Source organism: Chryseobacterium sp. SNU WT5, from assembly GCF_007362475.1.
Taxonomy (GTDB): domain Bacteria; phylum Bacteroidota; class Bacteroidia; order Flavobacteriales; family Weeksellaceae; genus Kaistella.
Window position 1 is genome coordinate 1216331 of the sequence record NZ_CP041687.1, and the last position, 14385, is coordinate 1230715.

Here is a 14385-nt window from a genome sequence, read left to right on the forward strand (position 1 = left end):
GAAAATAGTATGCAAAAGATCCGGTATTCAAGATATTTTAAAACCATTTTTATTGTCATCGATGTTATTGTGATATCGGCCGTCTTCGTATATTTTTTTATGAAAAATAACAAACTGATTTTATCGGAAGTTATTTGGGAACAAAATATACTCTCTATTGCCCTGCTAACTTTCTTTTGGATTTTACTCAGTAGTAGGACAAAACTATATTCTGTTGCCCGAAATATTACGTATACTATCTATCTCGAGCGCGTAGTTACTCATATTTTTATTTTTATTTTCGGAATCGCTCTTTTAGCGAAGGTGAGCAATAATAATTTTCTGAAAAATGATCAGTTCTATATCGCTTTAAATCTATTTTTACTGCTGTTAGTCGTAAAATCTATTTTGTTTGTTTCTTTAAAGTATATCAGAACAATAGGACTTAATTACAGAAATATGATGTTTCTGTCCAATGATTCGTCTGCGGAAATTCTTAAAAACATTTTAGAGGAAAGGAAAGATTATGGATTTAAAATTTACAAATATCCAGTTGAAAATGGTTACGATTCTCAAAAATTAGTTGCTTTTTGGAAAGAGAATGGAATACACACCATGTTTCTCTCCTCTGATCAACATGACAAAGAAACAGAAGTTTATAAACTTGCTGATCTTCACCAGGTTCGAATATCTCTTATTCCAAACATGATCGCTAATAACTTTTTTCAATATGATCTAGATTACATTGAGACTCAACCGATCCTGGTGAGATCTCAATTTCCATTAGACCATATGATCAATATATTCTTGAAGAGGGTTTTTGATGTCGCTTTTTCTTTGATCGTTCTTATTGCTATTGGTACTTGGCTTTTCCCAATGATCGCTCTTTTAATTAAACTGGATAGCAAAGGACCAGTAGTGTTTCGGCAAAGGAGATATGGATTTCATGATGAAGTTTTTAATTGTCTAAAATTTAGGACAATGTACATTAATGGAGACACTAACTTTACGACCCAAGAAAATGACCCCCGAATAACTAAGATTGGAAGATTTTTAAGAAAAACCAGTCTGGATGAAATGCCACAATTTCTAAATGTTTTTCGAGGGGAGATGTCCATTGTTGGACCTCGACCACATATGCTTTTAGTGGATCACATTTACAAATTAAAGATAGGTCGTTATTCTGTGAGAAGTTTAGTAAAACCTGGCATTACTGGTTTAGCCCAAGTAAACGGTTTACGTGGTGATGGGGGAAACATGGATCTTGAGATGCAAAAAAGGATTTTAGCAGATGCTTTTTATGTGAAAAACTGGACCATAAGTTTAGATCTCGTTATTATTTTTAAAACAATATTTCTCGTAATCGGTGGAGATAAGAATGCCTATTAAAAAAATAAAAAAGACTAATTTAGCACCATGTTAAAAAATTTGTTGAGCCAAGTAGGCGCCTATTTCATTTTAATGTCCAAAGCGATTAAAAGACCGCAAAAAACTTCGGTTTTTATGAAGCTTTTTATGCGGGAAATATACGATCTAGGAGTTAATTCATTTGGATTGGTTTTATTCACTTCTACGTTTGTAGGAGCAGTTGTAGCCATTCAGATGTTTAATAATTTCAGTGCTTCAAGTTTTCCGATTCCCAATTCATTTATTGGTTATGCAACCAAGGTTGTTTTGATTCTTGAATTTGCACCAACTATTATCTCCGTTATTTTGGCAGGAAAAGTAGGATCATACATCGCCTCCAGTATTGGTACAATGAGGGTAACAGAGCAAATAGACGCTTTAGATATTATGGGAGTAAATTCTCCAAACTTTTTAATATTGCCGAAAATATTAGCGAGCGTCATCTTCAACCCTTTGCTCATCGCCATTAGTATTGTATTTGGAATCTGGGGTGGATATTTGGCAGGGACCGCTACTGGAAGCTGGAGCAAGGCCGACTATATAACTGGGGTTCAAATGTACATGCCACAGCATTTTATCTGGTATGCCTTTTTCAAGACTGCAGCTTTTGCCTTCCTGATTGCTACCATACCCGCTTATTTCGGTTATAATGTGAAAGGAGGTTCGCTAGAAGTAGGCCGCGCCAGCACCCAAGCTGTAGTTTGGACGATCGTAGCAATTATCGTCATGAACCTTATATTAACTCAAATGTTCCTTAGCTAATGATAGAAGTAAAAGATTTAAAGAAAAGTTTTGAAGAAGTTCAGGTTTTGAAGGGAATCACTTCAACTTTTGATACAGGAAAAGTAAACCTTATTATTGGGCAGAGTGGCTCGGGGAAAACCGTGTTTCTAAAAAGTTTACTCAATGTGTATCAACCTACTTCCGGAGAAATACTTTTTGATGGTAAAGATATCAACAAAATGGGTCGGGACGAAAAACAACAATTACGCTCCGAGATTGGGACGGTATTTCAAGGCAGCGCACTTTTTGATTCAATGACCGTCGAGGAGAATATTACCTTCCCACTGGACATGTTTACTAATCTAACGTTCCGAGAGAAAAAGAGACGTGCATTTGAGGTGATCGGGCGTGTACATTTAGAAAAAGCAAACCGAAAATATCCCTCAGAAATTTCTGGAGGAATGCAGAAAAGAGTTGCAATTGCACGAGCAATTGTGAACAATCCAAAATATTTATTTTGTGATGAACCAAATTCTGGTCTTGATCCTTATACTGCAAATATCATTGATGACTTGCTGCTGGAGATCACCAAAGAATATAATACCACGACCATTATTAATACGCACGATATGAACTCCGTAATGACTATTGGGGAAAAAATTCTCTATCTGCGATTAGGAATTAAAGAATGGGAAGGCGATAAAGACGTTCTAATCAATGCCGGCAATAAAAACCTCATCGATTTCGTTTATTCCTCAGAGTTGTTCAAGGAATTAAGAGATTATTTCATGAAAACCAATAAAACTTCAATAGACAATATAATTACAAAACCTCACTCTAATGAATAAAATTCTTAGTATAGCTCTACTTACAGCCAGCATTATGGGATCTGCACAAATTTCTTTTGCAGGAAAATCCAATGTGCTAATCCCTACCAGTTCTGCAACTTGGAAAAACTTTAAAACAGCGACATCCAATGCGATTGAACAAAATGGTAAAAATATCACTGGATTTAATGTCGGGCTTTCTGCTAAAATAGATTTACCAGGTTCTTTGTACGTAATGCCTGAACTTTTTTACTCTAACTTCAATAACGAAGTTACCGTTGATCAGACTACAATAAAAGCCAAGACAAGCAGAGTAGATATTCCTGTACTTTTGGGGTATAAGCTTCTAGGCAACACCTTAAGTGCTTATATTGGTCCTGTAGCGAGTATCAATCTTACTAAAGATGATAGTTTTGGAAACTTTATTCAGAAAGTAAATTCTAAAGATTTCACGATAGGATATCAAATTGGAGCACAAAGCGAGATTTCTAAATTAATTATTTCTGCGAAATATGAAGGAGCATTCTCACAAGATCAAAGAAAATTTGTAAATAATGTCGCTGGCTCTACTCAGCAAATAGATTATGATAACAGAGCGAGTTTATTCATGCTAGGTTTAGGTTATAAATTCTAGTTGATAAAAACCCATAAAAGAAATCCTCTGAATTAGTAATTCGGAGGATTTTTATTTTCATCTGGTATATAAGACACCGTTTGTTGTTTCGCTAACTCTGCGGCTTGCTTTTCCAAATCTTCATTTACTTTACGAAGTTGTTTTAATTCTCTTCTTTTCTCTTCTTCCTTTAAAGCAGCCCCTTTACTTACGTAACCTACAATCCCACCGATGATCAAGCCAATTCCGATACCAGCCAAAATGCCCATCAAATTCATAGGTTCAAATAGTTTGACCACTGAAAACTCAGGAAGCATGTAATAGAGCAAAAAAGCCAAACCAAGTAGTAAAGCACCAATAAAAGTTAAATTTTTCATAGTAATTAATTAAAAACCTTCCCAAATTTAAGAAAAATAAGGAAAGGTTCTGTTATATAATAAAGGGTTTTATCTTTTTCCGCTCGATGCCCGGTAATATTCGAGTGCTTTCGGCATATGTTTTTCTAAATCTGCCCTTCTTGTATCTGGATTAGGGTGAGTTGATAGAAATTCTGGAGGTCTGTTTCCAGTGGAAGCAGCCTCCATTCTTTGCCAGAACGGCTGTGCTTCTTGCGGATCATATCCAGCCATTGCCATTAAATAAAGCCCCATTTCATCAGCTTCCAGTTCTTGACTTCTGCCATACTTCAGTAAAGCGACCTGTGCGCCAATAGGATAAGCTTGCTGAAATATAGCAGCCAGCTGACCGTTCGAGATTGTACTTCCTAAGATTGCGCCTCCATATTCAGCAATCATTCCTTGAGATATTCTCTCATTTCCATGACCTGCAAGAGCGTGAGAAATTTCGTGTCCTAAAACAACCGCTAATCCTGCATCTGATTTAGTAATAGGTAATATTCCAGAATAAACAGCAACTTTACCACCTGGCATACACCAAGCATTGATTTGCTTATCATTTAATAAATTGAATTCCCAGTTATAACCGGCAAGGTCGGCTTCCCGGCCAATACCACGATAATAATTATTCGCAGCATTTTTAATTCTTAACCCTACATTCTGAACGCTTTTTGCTTGCGTTGTACCAGAAATTACTTTTGCCTGTGACAACGCCTGTTTGTACTGTTGCAAAGCCATTGCGGTGATTTCCTGATTGTTTGCCAGCTGCAGTGATTTACGGCCAGTAATTGGGTTTGTCGTACAAGCGACCATCATTACGGATAGTACACTGATGCCTAATAGTTTATTTATTTTATTCATAGTAGTATTATTACTTTCCTATCGATAAACAATTTTTATTCCAAATAAAAAAGGTAGCTTAGTATTGCTTTAATTTACTTTAATTTAAAAACAGTCAAAATGAAAAAATTATCGAATATAGTGACAGTTTTTCTGTCGTTGATTTTAGTGGTTTCTTGTACTACGCAAAGTTCCATGAATTCTGCGAATGTTACTGCACTTTTACAAAAAGCTGAATTTACTTTTGTTGCCGAGCATGCTAATCCCACTAATTATGAAGTTGTTAATGTTATGAACTCGCTTCCTTCTGGCAGTGCTAGCAGAATGCTAAATTTGGATCCTGGATATACTCTTGAAATCAAAAAAGAGGTTTTAGAAGTTACTTTACCATACTTTGGAAGAATGTATCGATCGAATATGGACCCCCAAAAAAATTCTTACAGATTCACTTCGAAAGATTTTACGGTGACTCGTTCTGAAGGGAAGAAAGACAGTTCAATTTTCACCATCAAGACAGAAGACCAAAGTAACATCAACAGCATTATTATCGAGGCTTACAAAAATGGGAAGACTTATGTATCCATTGATGCAAATGACAGACAGGCGATCTCTTATGATGGTTATATTACCGAAAATGCACCGGTGAAGAAGTAAATTATTTCTTCAGTAGTTTATCAACAAATATTTTTGCTTCTGTACTTGGATTTGATTTCAGTTCAGAAGCATTTTTTTTATGATTTTCGTAAAAGGCTTCTGTGGATTTATCTGCTTTTGTTGTTTGCAAGATATATTCCTGAACCCAGTAATCGAAACGCTTCTCTGCTTGTCTCTTACGGGTACCTTCGAAAGTGTGATTAGAAATTTTCAGATCTATGAACTCTTGAATTTTTTCATAGACCTCTTCCAAACCCTTATTATTTAAAGCGGATCCAAGCAGCACGGGAACTTTCCAGTTTTTTTCTTTTGAGGGTAGAAAGTGAAGAGCGCGCATTAATTCTACTTTTGTATTTTTTGCTTTAAGGCGGTTTTCTTCTTCTACTTTATTAATGAAAATAAGATCTACCATTTCCATGATCCCTCTTTTTATGCCTTGAAGTTCGTCGCCACCGCCGATAATCTTTAAAAATAAAAAAACATCGGTTATATCCGAAACCAAAACCTCACTTTGTCCAACTCCAACAGTTTCTATTAATATATAATCATACCCTGCAGCCTCACAAATGAGTAAGCTTTCAAAGGTTGCATCGGCTACTCCTCCCAGGAATCCCGAACTCGGACTTGGACGTATAAAAGCATTTTCTTCGGTCGCTAACTGTTCCATTCTCGTTTTGTCACCAAGAATAGATCCTTTATTTAATGAAGAACTTGGGTCGATTGCCAAAACGGCTACTTTTTTTCCTTGTTGAATAGCAAATTTCCCAAAACTCTCAATGAATGTCGATTTTCCTGCACCTGGAACGCCAGTAATACCTACTCTGACTGAGTTTCCTGTAAAAGGCAGAATCTCTTTTAGAAGCTCATCTGCCTGCGCGCGATGTTCTGTTTTTTTACTTTCCACCAAAGTAATGGCTTTGCCCAGCAATCTTTTATCACCGGATCTTATTCCTTTTATCAGTTCTTGGTTAGAAAGCGTTTTCATTTAATCAAAAATACAATTCTTTTAGGAAATTAATTCTATCACGAAACCAAGTTTTTCAATTACTTCAAATAAAACTCAACAATTTCAACACCGTCCCAGTGATCTGTATAAATCCTGTTTATTTTAAGCCTTTAAAACACAGCTATAGATAAAATTACTTAATTTTGAAATAAATAAAATATAAAATGAAAACTCAAACAATGAATTCCAGAATAGCAAAGGAGACTTTAAGCTCAACAAAATGTTTCTTAGGTACAACGGCAGTAGCCCTCGCTTTGTTATTTTCGTGTGCACCAAAAACTCCCGGAACAACAGCAACTAAAACGATTACGGTAGAATATCTTGCTCAAGGGAAAACTGTTTTTGAAAACTCTTGTGGAAAATGCCATGATTTACCAACTCCTACAGATCATTCTGCACAAGAGTGGGTTGGGATTATGAATGCAATGGCTCCAAAAGCAAAGTTAACAGACCCTCAACATGAAATGGTTTATGATTACATTGTTTCGGTTAAGCCTTAATTATCTGATTTATGATAAAACCAGAAATAAACTGGCAAGATTTTGACAAACTTGATCTAAGAATTGGCACAATCATTTCGGCTAACGATTTTGATGCTGCTCGAAATCCCTCTTATCAACTAGAGATCGATTTTGGTCCATTAGGTATCAAAAAATCTTCTGCACAAATTACGGACCTCTACAAAAAGGAAGATCTCATTGGCAAACAAATCACTGCCGTGGTTAACTTCCCTAAAAAACAGATTGCTAATTTTTTTAGTGAGTGTTTAATATTAGGTATTTATGGTGAAAATAACGAAGTGACTTTACTCACCACTGATCGTGACGTGAAGAATGGTTTTAAAATTGGTTAAAATTCAAGTAAAAATATAACTATGATCCAAAATATTCCATTAGAAAAAGTATTATTTCTCGATATTGAAACAGTTCCTCAATATGGGAAATGGGAGGAGCTTGATCCAACCACTCAATGTCTTTGGGACAAAAAAACCAGATTCCAACGTAAAGAGGATATTTCTGCTGAGGAATTCTACAAAGACAGAGGCGGAATTATGGCGGAATTTGGTAAAATAGTTTGTATTTCGGTCGGTATTCTCGGCAAAGACGATCAGCTAATGATTAGAAGCTTCTATGGCGATGATGAGAAAAACCTTTTAGAAGAATTTGGTGAAATATTTAATCGCCCGAAATTACGAGACGTGATTTTGTGTGCTCACAATGGGAAGGAATTCGATTTCCCATGGATTGCAAGAAGGTTTTTAATTAATGGCATGCAACCACCGCAACCTTTTCAATTGTTCGGAAAGAAACCCTGGGAAATCCCTCATATCGACACCATGGAGCTTTGGAAATTTGGAGATTACAAAACCTTTATATCTTTGGAACTTCTCGCTAATATCTTTGGAATTCCCACACCGAAAGATGATATCGACGGCTCAATGGTGTCGTCTACTTATTATATAGATAAAGACTTATTTAGAATAGTTCAATATTGTGAAAAAGATGTCTTAACTTTGGCAAATGTTTTCCGGCGGATGCGTCAGGAGAACTTATTACAACAAAGCGAAAGATAAAATTTCCAACAACAGAATGAAATATACAGAAGAAAAGATCGCCGAGATCGGTGAAAATATTATTTTAGCTCTAAAGACGGTTTACGATCCAGAGATCCCGGTTGACATTTATGAATTAGGTTTAATTTATGATGTGCAGATTTCCGAAGAAGGTGCTGTTAAAGTAATAATGACCTTAACAACTCCCAATTGTCCAGTAGCAGAAAGTTTACCAGCAGAAGTTCGTGAGAAAGTTACAGAAGTAGAAGACGTAAAGGAAGTAGATTTGGAACTTACTTTTGAGCCATCCTGGAATAAAGATATGATGAGCGAAGAAGCCCGCTTCGAACTTGGAATGTTCTAAAATTAATCAAGGACATCAACAAAATTATAAATGGTCTGTTACGCATTATTAGGCACAACTGCTATTTACATCATTATAAACAGTCCTAAAAAAATAAAAAGCCTCGTCATCAGAAGATGTCGAGGCTTTTTCTATTAAAAATTTCTAGGTGGAAAACTCCAGTTTTCATCAACATTAATTGTCATATTTAAAGCTGATTGTTTTTTTAAGATCTGCACTAAGAGAAAGCGCTACGGGGCAATTTAAAGCCGTTTCTTCAATAAAAGATTTTTGTTCCGGGGAAAAATCTCCTTTAATTTGTAAATCACAAATGACCTCGGCAATTTTTCTAGGTTTAGGGTTCATATTTTTTTGAACTTCCGCGTAAGAACCATCTATGGTAATTCCTTTATCTTTTCCTAAAATAGCAATGGTGGTAAGCATGCATTGCGCAAGAGAAGTTGCACACAGATCGGTCGGCGAAAACGCCGCTCCCTTCCCGTGATTATCAGTGGGCGCATCAGTTATTATGATGGTACCCGATTGAATATGTTCTGATTCACAACGTAAATCGGTTGTGTAAGTCACTTTTGAAGTTGCCATAATTAGTTTGGTTTTAATTAGAAGTGAAAGATATCTTTCGCTTTGTTATAAGAACTTTCGAAATTTAGTAGATTCAATGAATGCTCAATTTTATCATGAGCCATAAAATTAATGACTTGTTCTGTTGGCATATTTCCGACTAAATCGTCTTTTGCCATTGGACAACCACCGATCCCTTTAATTGCAGAATCAAATCTACGACATCCATTATCATAAGCCGTCTTCAATTTAATATAGGAATCCTCGTACCGATTGTGAAAATGGGCCCCAAAATCAATTTCTGAATAATTCCCGGGAATATTTTTAAAGAGCAGTTCTATCTGTTCCAAAGTTCCTGTTCCCGTCGTGTCGGAAAGCAAGATGTTTTTAATTCCAATATCGCTAAATCGTCGCGTCCAGTATTCTACATCGGATATTTTCCAAATTTCACCGTAAGGATTTCCAAATGCCATAGAGAAATACACGTTTAATTCGCGACCATCCGATGCCAAAAGGTTTGTAATCTCTTTAATATCATCAAAAGCTTCCTCTTGACTTTTATTGGTATTGCGGTGCTGAAAGGTTTCTGAAATTGAAAAAGGAAACCCCAAAATATCAACTTGCTGATTTTCTAAAGCTTTTTCAGCTCCACGAAAATTGGCTACGATTACAGATAATTTGGTATTCGACCGACTCTTATCTATTTGATCAATCACCGTTCCCGAATCTGCCATCTGCGGAATTGTTTTAGCAGAAACAAAACTGCCACAATCCAACACATCAAAACCTACATCCATTAACGAATTAATATAATCTATTTTCTTCTCTGTGGGAATAAATTCACCCCAACCTTGCATAGCATCACGCGGACATTCAGTTAAAAACATTTTGAATTTTGAATTTTCTCAAATATACCAAAACTTTGAAAAACGCGACATTTAAAAACCACTTTGTTAAAGTCTTGATATCCTTTCATTTATATTGGACCTTCATTTTAAAGCAACAAAAATAATTCCTAAATCATTGCTTTAACCTCATCCTAAAATTTTAACTTTGTTAAAAATACCGTTTATGACACCAATAGATTTTACGCAGGACTGGAAACAAAAATTACAAAATCGTTTTATCAACTACGTGAAAATTTACTCAACCAGTGATGCAGAAAGCGAAGCTACGCCTTCTACTCCACAACAATGGGATATCGCTAATTATATTTTTGAAGAATTAAAAACAATCGGTCTGGCTGATGTTTCCATTGACGAACATGGATACATCTACGCTTATGTCCCTTCTAATTTAGAAAATGATGAGGAGCCCGTAGTTGGATTTATTTCTCACTATGATACTTCACCAGACTTTAGCGGAGAGCATGTAAAACCTCAAATTTGGGAAAACTACGATGGGAAAGATCTTGTATTAAACTCCGAAACGGGTTTTACTCTTTCTCCTACACGATTTGAAAGCTTGAAAGATCACATTGGGAAAACACTAATTACAACAGACGGAACGACTCTGTTAGGCGCCGATGATAAAGCTGGTATTGCAGAAATCGTAACAGCAGCAGAATTTTTAATGGCTCATCCGGAAATTAAGCATGGGAAGATTGCTATTGGATTTACTCCTGATGAAGAAATTGGACGAGGTGCTCACAAATTTGATGTGAAAAAATTTGGTGCAGAATGGGCGTATACGATGGATGGAAGTGAAGTTGGAGAACTGGAGTATGAAAATTTCAATGCTGCGGGTGCGGTGGTGAAAATTCATGGCTTGAGTGTTCACCCAGGGTATGCTTTTGGAAAAATGATTAACGCTACCCTTTTGGCGGCAGAATTTATACAAATGCTTCCTGAAAATGAAACACCTGCTACAACAAAGGGGTTCGAAGGCTTCTATCATTTAATGGATATAAAAGCTGATATTTCAGAAGCGAAAATTCAATATATCATTCGTGATCATGATGAACAAAAATTCGAAGCAAGAAAAAAATTCATCAGTGATCAAGTATCCGTTTTTAATAAAAAACACGGCGATGGAACTGCAGAAATTGAGATTAAGGATCAATATCGTAATATGAAACAGCAGTTTGAAGGCAAGATGCATATCATTGACATTGCAGAACAGGCTTTAAAAGATGCGAAGATCGACCCGAAGATCAAAGCTATCCGAGGCGGAACAGATGGAGCACAACTATCATATATGGGGTTACCTTGTCCCAACATTTTCGCTGGTGGACTAAATTTCCATGGACCTTACGAGTATGTTGCTCTGGAATCGATGGAAAAAGCAGTAGAAGTAATTATAAATATTGCGAGATCGAAAAAGAAAAGATAAATAATTGATTCATTTATACCAGAAGAACCATCACTTTAATTTGTGATGGTTTTTTATTAAACAGTTTTATTCCTTTGAATATCGAATTTTAAAAGAGAAAAAACAAATCAATGGAATACAAAAGACTGGTTTTCACAGGAGAAGAGAAATAATTCTCCGATATAAAGACACAAAAAACCACCACATTTCTGTGATGGTTTTGCTCCTCTTCTTGGGCTCGAACCAAGGACCCTCTGATTAACAGTCAGATGCTCTAACCAACTGAGCTAAAGAGGAGTGTTGCTCTTTGCGCTAAGCGTCTGCAAATATAAAAACTTTTTTAGTTTTGCCAAAATATTTTTAAGAAAATTTTAAAATTTTCCTGTAATCCACTTAACAATGTCGTTTCCGAAGATCAAAATCATTAATCCAAGTAGGAAAATAACCCCAATCATCTGTGCATTTTCTAAAACTTTCTGCGGGACTGGTTTCCCAGTGATCATTTCCCAAAGCGTAAAGACTACATGACCCCCATCTAAGCCCGGAATAGGGATTAAGTTAAGGAAAGCCAACCATACTGAAAACATCGCGGTAAAACTCCAAAAGAACTCCCAATTGATCGTCTCTGGCATTTGTTTGATAATTCCAATTGGTCCTGAAACCTTTTTATAGCCTTGCGTCTTTGTATTGAATACAATCTTGAATTGTTTGATCTGCATCGTAAGCACATCAATAGTACGCGTTAAACCACGTGGTATTGCCTCACCAATCGAATAAGATTTAGTAACCTTTGCATGATCAAGTTGATCTTTAACAACTTCAAAATCACGTGTAAATCCAAGTTTTCCATTTCCATCGACCTTTACAGTAACCTCTGATGGAGCATTGTTTCTTTGGATTTGCAGGACAACATCTTGATTCTTACTCTTTAAAAGTTGCGATTGTAACTGATCATAAAAAGGAACTGAAACACCATTAATTCCGGTAATCCTATCTCCTTTTACCAATCCTGCAGCCTGGGCACCTCCAGTAGGAGTTAAACTGTCAACAATAGTAGTAAAACGAGGACTGAAATACATTTTAGCTTCATTTTCAGCCAAAACATCTGCTACTCCATCTTCATTTACGGGAAATACAACTTCTTTTCCATCTCTTAGAACGGTTACTTCATTTGCAAATAACATATTAATCGTAGAGGTCTCCATTCGTTCAGCTGGTTTCCCATCGATTTTCAGGATTTTATCTCCGTTTTTTAAACCCATTTTTTCACCTGCAGAAGATACTGAAATTCCGTTTTCGAACTTGGTGTTGTCATGATAAGTTTCCCCTTTGAAATAGCTTAAAGATGAATAAATAATCCACGCTAAGAAAAAGTTAACGGTAACACCACCCATCATGATGATTAAACGTTGCCAAGCAGGTTTACTTCTAAATTCCCACGGTTCAGCAGGTTTTTTCAATTGCTCGGTATCCATGCTTTCGTCAACCATACCTGCGATTTTCACATAACCACCAAATGGTAACCAGCCAATACCGTATTCGGTATCGCCAATTTTCTTTTTCGCGATCGAGAACCAAGGATCAAAAAAAAGATAGAATTTCTCCACCTTTGTTTTAAAAAGTTTTGCCGGTATAAAATGTCCCAATTCATGAAGAATTACAAGAATCGAGATGCTCAATATAAATTGAAATAACTGAATAAATGTCATTGAGTATAATTAAATTATTTTAAGATTTGCGAAGATACAAATTATCAAAGGCATGCCAAATAAAAAAGGTTCTCAAAATGAGAACCTTTTGTCTTATATATCTTGTATTTCTACAAGTTAAACGAAACTCCAATGCTTCCATTGTTACCCGCTTCCAGATATACACCTACATTATTGTTGAAGAAGTATCTTACTCCAACATGTGCTCCGAAATACGTTCCACTTTTACCTAAAAGACCTAAATCTACACCTGGATAAATATCCCAGTTAGAAGGCAGTCCTAATGGATCCTGTAAGTGAAAGTTCAAACGTCCGAATACTCCAAAGTCGTCATCAGCATATTTTGCATTGTCGTGGTCGAAAAAGAAATTTGCACCAGCCCCAACTGAAATAATTTTAGACAAACCATAATCGTAAGTTCCAGTAATCCCGGTTCCGTAACCCCAACCGTTGAAGCCAACTTGAATTTTCTGATCACCTTTACCGGACCAAGCTTGTGCGAATGCCATTTGTCCAACGAACAACAATGAGCATACTAATAATAACTTTTTCATAATGTTAAATTTTATTGTTACTTTTAATGATGTCGTTCTTCATTCAATAATCGAACCAAATTAAGAGAAAATTAACTTTATTATCATAAAATTTGTAGATTTATGAACTCAAATAATACTAAAAATCAAAATGAGAAACCTACAAATAGCTGGCTTAAACTTTGATATTCAGTGGGAAAACAAAAAATCAAACTTCGAAAAAATTGAGGGTGACCTTTCAAATATTGAATCTGATTTATTAATTCTGCCTGAAATGTTTTCTACGGGATTTCATATGGATCCGGAAAAGATTGCTGATTGTACGGAAGAAACTTTAAACTGGATGAAAACCTTTTCTAAAGAGAGAAATATCGCAATTTGTGGAAGTGCTTCCATAAAAGAAGGTGAGCTTTTCTACAACAGATTTTATTTCGTTCTGCCCGATGGCACCTATCAATTCTACGATAAAAAGCATCTCTTCTCTTATTCTGGTGAAGATGACAGGTATGATGCAGGAAATGATAGAGTAATTGTTACCTACAAAGGTTGGCGCTTTTTACTTCAAATATGCTATGACTTACGGTTTCCTGTATTTTCAAGAAATACTGAAGATTACGACGTGATACTATATGTTGCAAATTGGCCAAAAAGTAGAATTGACGCATGGACTACCCTTTTAAAAGCAAGAGCGATTGAAAACCAAGCATATGTTTTTGGACTCAATAGAATTGGTACCGACGGAAATAACCTCGAATATCCAGAAAGCTCCTATTGTTTTTCTGCTGATGGGAAAGAAGTGTCAACAAAGACAAATAACATTATTTCAGCAGTTTTAGATGCAAATAAGCTTCAAGAGTTTAGAACAAAATTTCCATTTCTTTCAGACCGAGATGAGTTTCTAATAAGATAGTT

18 protein-coding genes and 1 tRNA gene are annotated in these 14385 nt (G+C 35.9%); 11 read left to right on the forward strand and 8 right to left on the reverse strand.

Annotated elements, in window-relative coordinates; translation table 11 throughout:
- Positions 1–99: 99 nt before the first annotated feature.
- From FNJ88_RS05755 to FNJ88_RS05770, 4 genes are read left to right on the forward strand one after another with little or no spacing between them, the layout of a single operon-like run.
- The gene (locus FNJ88_RS05755; protein WP_262711467.1) at positions 100–1368 is read left to right on the forward strand and encodes an exopolysaccharide biosynthesis polyprenyl glycosylphosphotransferase; all 1269 of its coding nucleotides are present in this window, start codon (positions 100–102) and stop codon (positions 1366–1368) included.
- A gap of 27 nt (positions 1369–1395) precedes the next feature.
- Positions 1396–2148, forward strand: a complete 753-nt coding sequence (locus FNJ88_RS05760) for an MlaE family ABC transporter permease (protein WP_143852272.1) — start codon at positions 1396–1398, stop codon at positions 2146–2148.
- A complete protein-coding gene (locus tag FNJ88_RS05765; RefSeq protein ID WP_143852273.1) occupies positions 2148–2957 on the forward strand; it encodes an ABC transporter ATP-binding protein in 810 nt (269 codons plus the stop codon). The genes FNJ88_RS05760 and FNJ88_RS05765 overlap by 1 nt, the downstream gene beginning before the upstream one ends.
- Positions 2950–3570, forward strand: a complete 621-nt coding sequence (locus tag FNJ88_RS05770; RefSeq protein ID WP_143852274.1) for an outer membrane beta-barrel protein — start codon at positions 2950–2952, stop codon at positions 3568–3570. The genes FNJ88_RS05765 and FNJ88_RS05770 overlap by 8 nt, the downstream gene beginning before the upstream one ends.
- A 32-nt stretch (positions 3571–3602) precedes the next feature.
- Here the strand turns inward: FNJ88_RS05770 and FNJ88_RS05775 are convergent, their stop codons facing one another.
- Both FNJ88_RS05775 and FNJ88_RS05780 read right to left on the reverse strand, forming a co-directional pair.
- Positions 3603–3926 carry a hypothetical protein gene (locus FNJ88_RS05775; RefSeq protein WP_143852275.1) on the reverse strand — a complete coding sequence of 108 codons (324 nt, stop codon included), beginning with the start codon at positions 3924–3926 and terminating at the stop codon, positions 3603–3605.
- A 69-nt stretch (positions 3927–3995) separates the two neighbouring features.
- Positions 3996–4805, reverse strand: a complete 810-nt coding sequence (locus FNJ88_RS05780) for a M48 family metallopeptidase (protein WP_143852276.1) — start codon at positions 4803–4805, stop codon at positions 3996–3998.
- A 99-nt stretch (positions 4806–4904) separates the two neighbouring features.
- Here FNJ88_RS05780 and FNJ88_RS05785 point away from each other — a divergent pair, with 99 nt between their 5' ends.
- Positions 4905–5438 carry a DUF4251 domain-containing protein gene (locus FNJ88_RS05785; RefSeq protein WP_143852277.1) on the forward strand — a complete coding sequence of 178 codons (534 nt, stop codon included), beginning with the start codon at positions 4905–4907 and terminating at the stop codon, positions 5436–5438.
- A 1-nt stretch (position 5439) separates the two neighbouring features.
- On the opposite strand, the gene meaB is transcribed toward FNJ88_RS05785, so the two are convergent.
- Positions 5440–6423: a methylmalonyl Co-A mutase-associated GTPase MeaB gene (gene meaB, locus FNJ88_RS05790; RefSeq protein ID WP_143852278.1), complete on the reverse strand. Its 984-nt coding sequence runs from the start codon at positions 6421–6423 to the stop codon at positions 5440–5442.
- Positions 6424–6608: 185 nt separating this feature from the next.
- On the opposite strand from meaB, the gene FNJ88_RS05795 reads away from it, so the two are divergent.
- The 4 genes from FNJ88_RS05795 to FNJ88_RS05810 are packed head-to-tail and all read left to right on the forward strand — an operon-like array spanning position 6609 to position 8360.
- Positions 6609–6944, forward strand: a complete 336-nt coding sequence (locus FNJ88_RS05795; RefSeq protein ID WP_228414576.1) for a c-type cytochrome — start codon at positions 6609–6611, stop codon at positions 6942–6944.
- Between the two features lie 11 nt (positions 6945–6955).
- Entirely contained in the window at positions 6956–7297 is a 342-nt protein-coding gene (locus tag FNJ88_RS05800; protein ID WP_143852279.1) for a tRNA-binding protein, read from the forward strand.
- A 21-nt stretch (positions 7298–7318) separates the two neighbouring features.
- Positions 7319–8017, forward strand: a complete 699-nt coding sequence (locus FNJ88_RS05805) for a 3'-5' exonuclease (protein WP_143852280.1) — start codon at positions 7319–7321, stop codon at positions 8015–8017.
- A 16-nt stretch (positions 8018–8033) separates the two neighbouring features.
- Positions 8034–8360 (forward strand): SUF system Fe-S cluster assembly protein, encoded by a 327-nt coding sequence (locus FNJ88_RS05810; RefSeq protein ID WP_143852281.1) that lies wholly within the window; start codon positions 8034–8036, stop codon positions 8358–8360.
- A gap of 174 nt (positions 8361–8534) precedes the next feature.
- On the opposite strand, the gene FNJ88_RS05815 is transcribed toward FNJ88_RS05810, so the two are convergent.
- A complete protein-coding gene (locus tag FNJ88_RS05815) occupies positions 8535–8942 on the reverse strand; it encodes an OsmC family protein (RefSeq protein WP_143852282.1) in 408 nt (135 codons plus the stop codon).
- Positions 8943–8959: 17 nt separating this feature from the next.
- On the reverse strand, positions 8960–9808 hold the full coding sequence (locus tag FNJ88_RS05820; RefSeq protein WP_143852283.1) for a hydroxymethylglutaryl-CoA lyase: 849 nt from the start codon (positions 9806–9808) through the stop codon (positions 8960–8962).
- 184 nt (positions 9809–9992) lie between these two features.
- On the opposite strand from FNJ88_RS05820, the gene pepT reads away from it, so the two are divergent.
- The gene (gene pepT / locus FNJ88_RS05825) at positions 9993–11252 is read left to right on the forward strand and encodes a peptidase T (protein ID WP_143852284.1); all 1260 of its coding nucleotides are present in this window, start codon (positions 9993–9995) and stop codon (positions 11250–11252) included.
- A 202-nt stretch (positions 11253–11454) separates the two neighbouring features.
- On the opposite strand, the gene FNJ88_RS05830 is transcribed toward pepT, so the two are convergent.
- From FNJ88_RS05830 to FNJ88_RS05840, 3 genes are all read right to left on the reverse strand, one after another.
- Positions 11455–11528 (reverse strand) — tRNA-Asn (locus FNJ88_RS05830).
- Positions 11529–11602: 74 nt separating this feature from the next.
- Positions 11603–12940 carry an RIP metalloprotease RseP gene (gene rseP, locus FNJ88_RS05835; RefSeq protein ID WP_143852285.1) on the reverse strand — a complete coding sequence of 446 codons (1338 nt, stop codon included), beginning with the start codon at positions 12938–12940 and terminating at the stop codon, positions 11603–11605.
- A 110-nt stretch (positions 12941–13050) separates the two neighbouring features.
- A complete protein-coding gene (locus tag FNJ88_RS05840; protein WP_143852286.1) occupies positions 13051–13494 on the reverse strand; it encodes a DUF6646 family protein in 444 nt (147 codons plus the stop codon).
- 130 nt (positions 13495–13624) lie between these two features.
- Here FNJ88_RS05840 and FNJ88_RS05845 point away from each other — a divergent pair, with 130 nt between their 5' ends.
- Complete coding sequence (locus FNJ88_RS05845) at positions 13625–14383, forward strand: amidohydrolase (RefSeq protein ID WP_143852287.1); 759 nt, start codon at positions 13625–13627, stop codon at positions 14381–14383.
- Positions 14384–14385: the final 2 nt, after the last annotated feature.

What these genes read in the sequence shown, in the direction of transcription:
- FNJ88_RS05755 (WP_262711467.1), top strand. Translation starts at nt 100, where the DNA reads ATGAAAAATAACAAACTGATTTTATCGGAAGTTATTTGGGAACAAAAT.
- FNJ88_RS05760 (WP_143852272.1), top strand. Translation starts at nt 1,396, where the DNA reads ATGTTAAAAAATTTGTTGAGCCAAGTAGGCGCCTATTTCATTTTAATG.
- FNJ88_RS05765 (WP_143852273.1), top strand. Translation starts at nt 2,148, where the DNA reads ATGATAGAAGTAAAAGATTTAAAGAAAAGTTTTGAAGAAGTTCAGGTT.
- FNJ88_RS05770 (WP_143852274.1), top strand. Translation starts at nt 2,950, where the DNA reads ATGAATAAAATTCTTAGTATAGCTCTACTTACAGCCAGCATTATGGGA.
- FNJ88_RS05775 (WP_143852275.1), bottom strand. Translation starts at nt 3,926, where the DNA reads ATGAAAAATTTAACTTTTATTGGTGCTTTACTACTTGGTTTGGCTTTT.
- FNJ88_RS05780 (WP_143852276.1), bottom strand. Translation starts at nt 4,805, where the DNA reads ATGAATAAAATAAATAAACTATTAGGCATCAGTGTACTATCCGTAATG.
- FNJ88_RS05785 (WP_143852277.1), top strand. Translation starts at nt 4,905, where the DNA reads ATGAAAAAATTATCGAATATAGTGACAGTTTTTCTGTCGTTGATTTTA.
- meaB (WP_143852278.1), bottom strand. Translation starts at nt 6,423, where the DNA reads ATGAAAACGCTTTCTAACCAAGAACTGATAAAAGGAATAAGATCCGGT.
- FNJ88_RS05795 (WP_228414576.1), top strand. Translation starts at nt 6,609, where the DNA reads ATGAAAACTCAAACAATGAATTCCAGAATAGCAAAGGAGACTTTAAGC.
- FNJ88_RS05800 (WP_143852279.1), top strand. Translation starts at nt 6,956, where the DNA reads ATGATAAAACCAGAAATAAACTGGCAAGATTTTGACAAACTTGATCTA.
- FNJ88_RS05805 (WP_143852280.1), top strand. Translation starts at nt 7,319, where the DNA reads ATGATCCAAAATATTCCATTAGAAAAAGTATTATTTCTCGATATTGAA.
- FNJ88_RS05810 (WP_143852281.1), top strand. Translation starts at nt 8,034, where the DNA reads ATGAAATATACAGAAGAAAAGATCGCCGAGATCGGTGAAAATATTATT.
- FNJ88_RS05815 (WP_143852282.1), bottom strand. Translation starts at nt 8,942, where the DNA reads ATGGCAACTTCAAAAGTGACTTACACAACCGATTTACGTTGTGAATCA.
- FNJ88_RS05820 (WP_143852283.1), bottom strand. Translation starts at nt 9,808, where the DNA reads ATGTTTTTAACTGAATGTCCGCGTGATGCTATGCAAGGTTGGGGTGAA.
- pepT (WP_143852284.1), top strand. Translation starts at nt 9,993, where the DNA reads ATGACACCAATAGATTTTACGCAGGACTGGAAACAAAAATTACAAAAT.
- rseP (WP_143852285.1), bottom strand. Translation starts at nt 12,940, where the DNA reads ATGACATTTATTCAGTTATTTCAATTTATATTGAGCATCTCGATTCTT.
- FNJ88_RS05840 (WP_143852286.1), bottom strand. Translation starts at nt 13,494, where the DNA reads ATGAAAAAGTTATTATTAGTATGCTCATTGTTGTTCGTTGGACAAATG.
- FNJ88_RS05845 (WP_143852287.1), top strand. Translation starts at nt 13,625, where the DNA reads ATGAGAAACCTACAAATAGCTGGCTTAAACTTTGATATTCAGTGGGAA.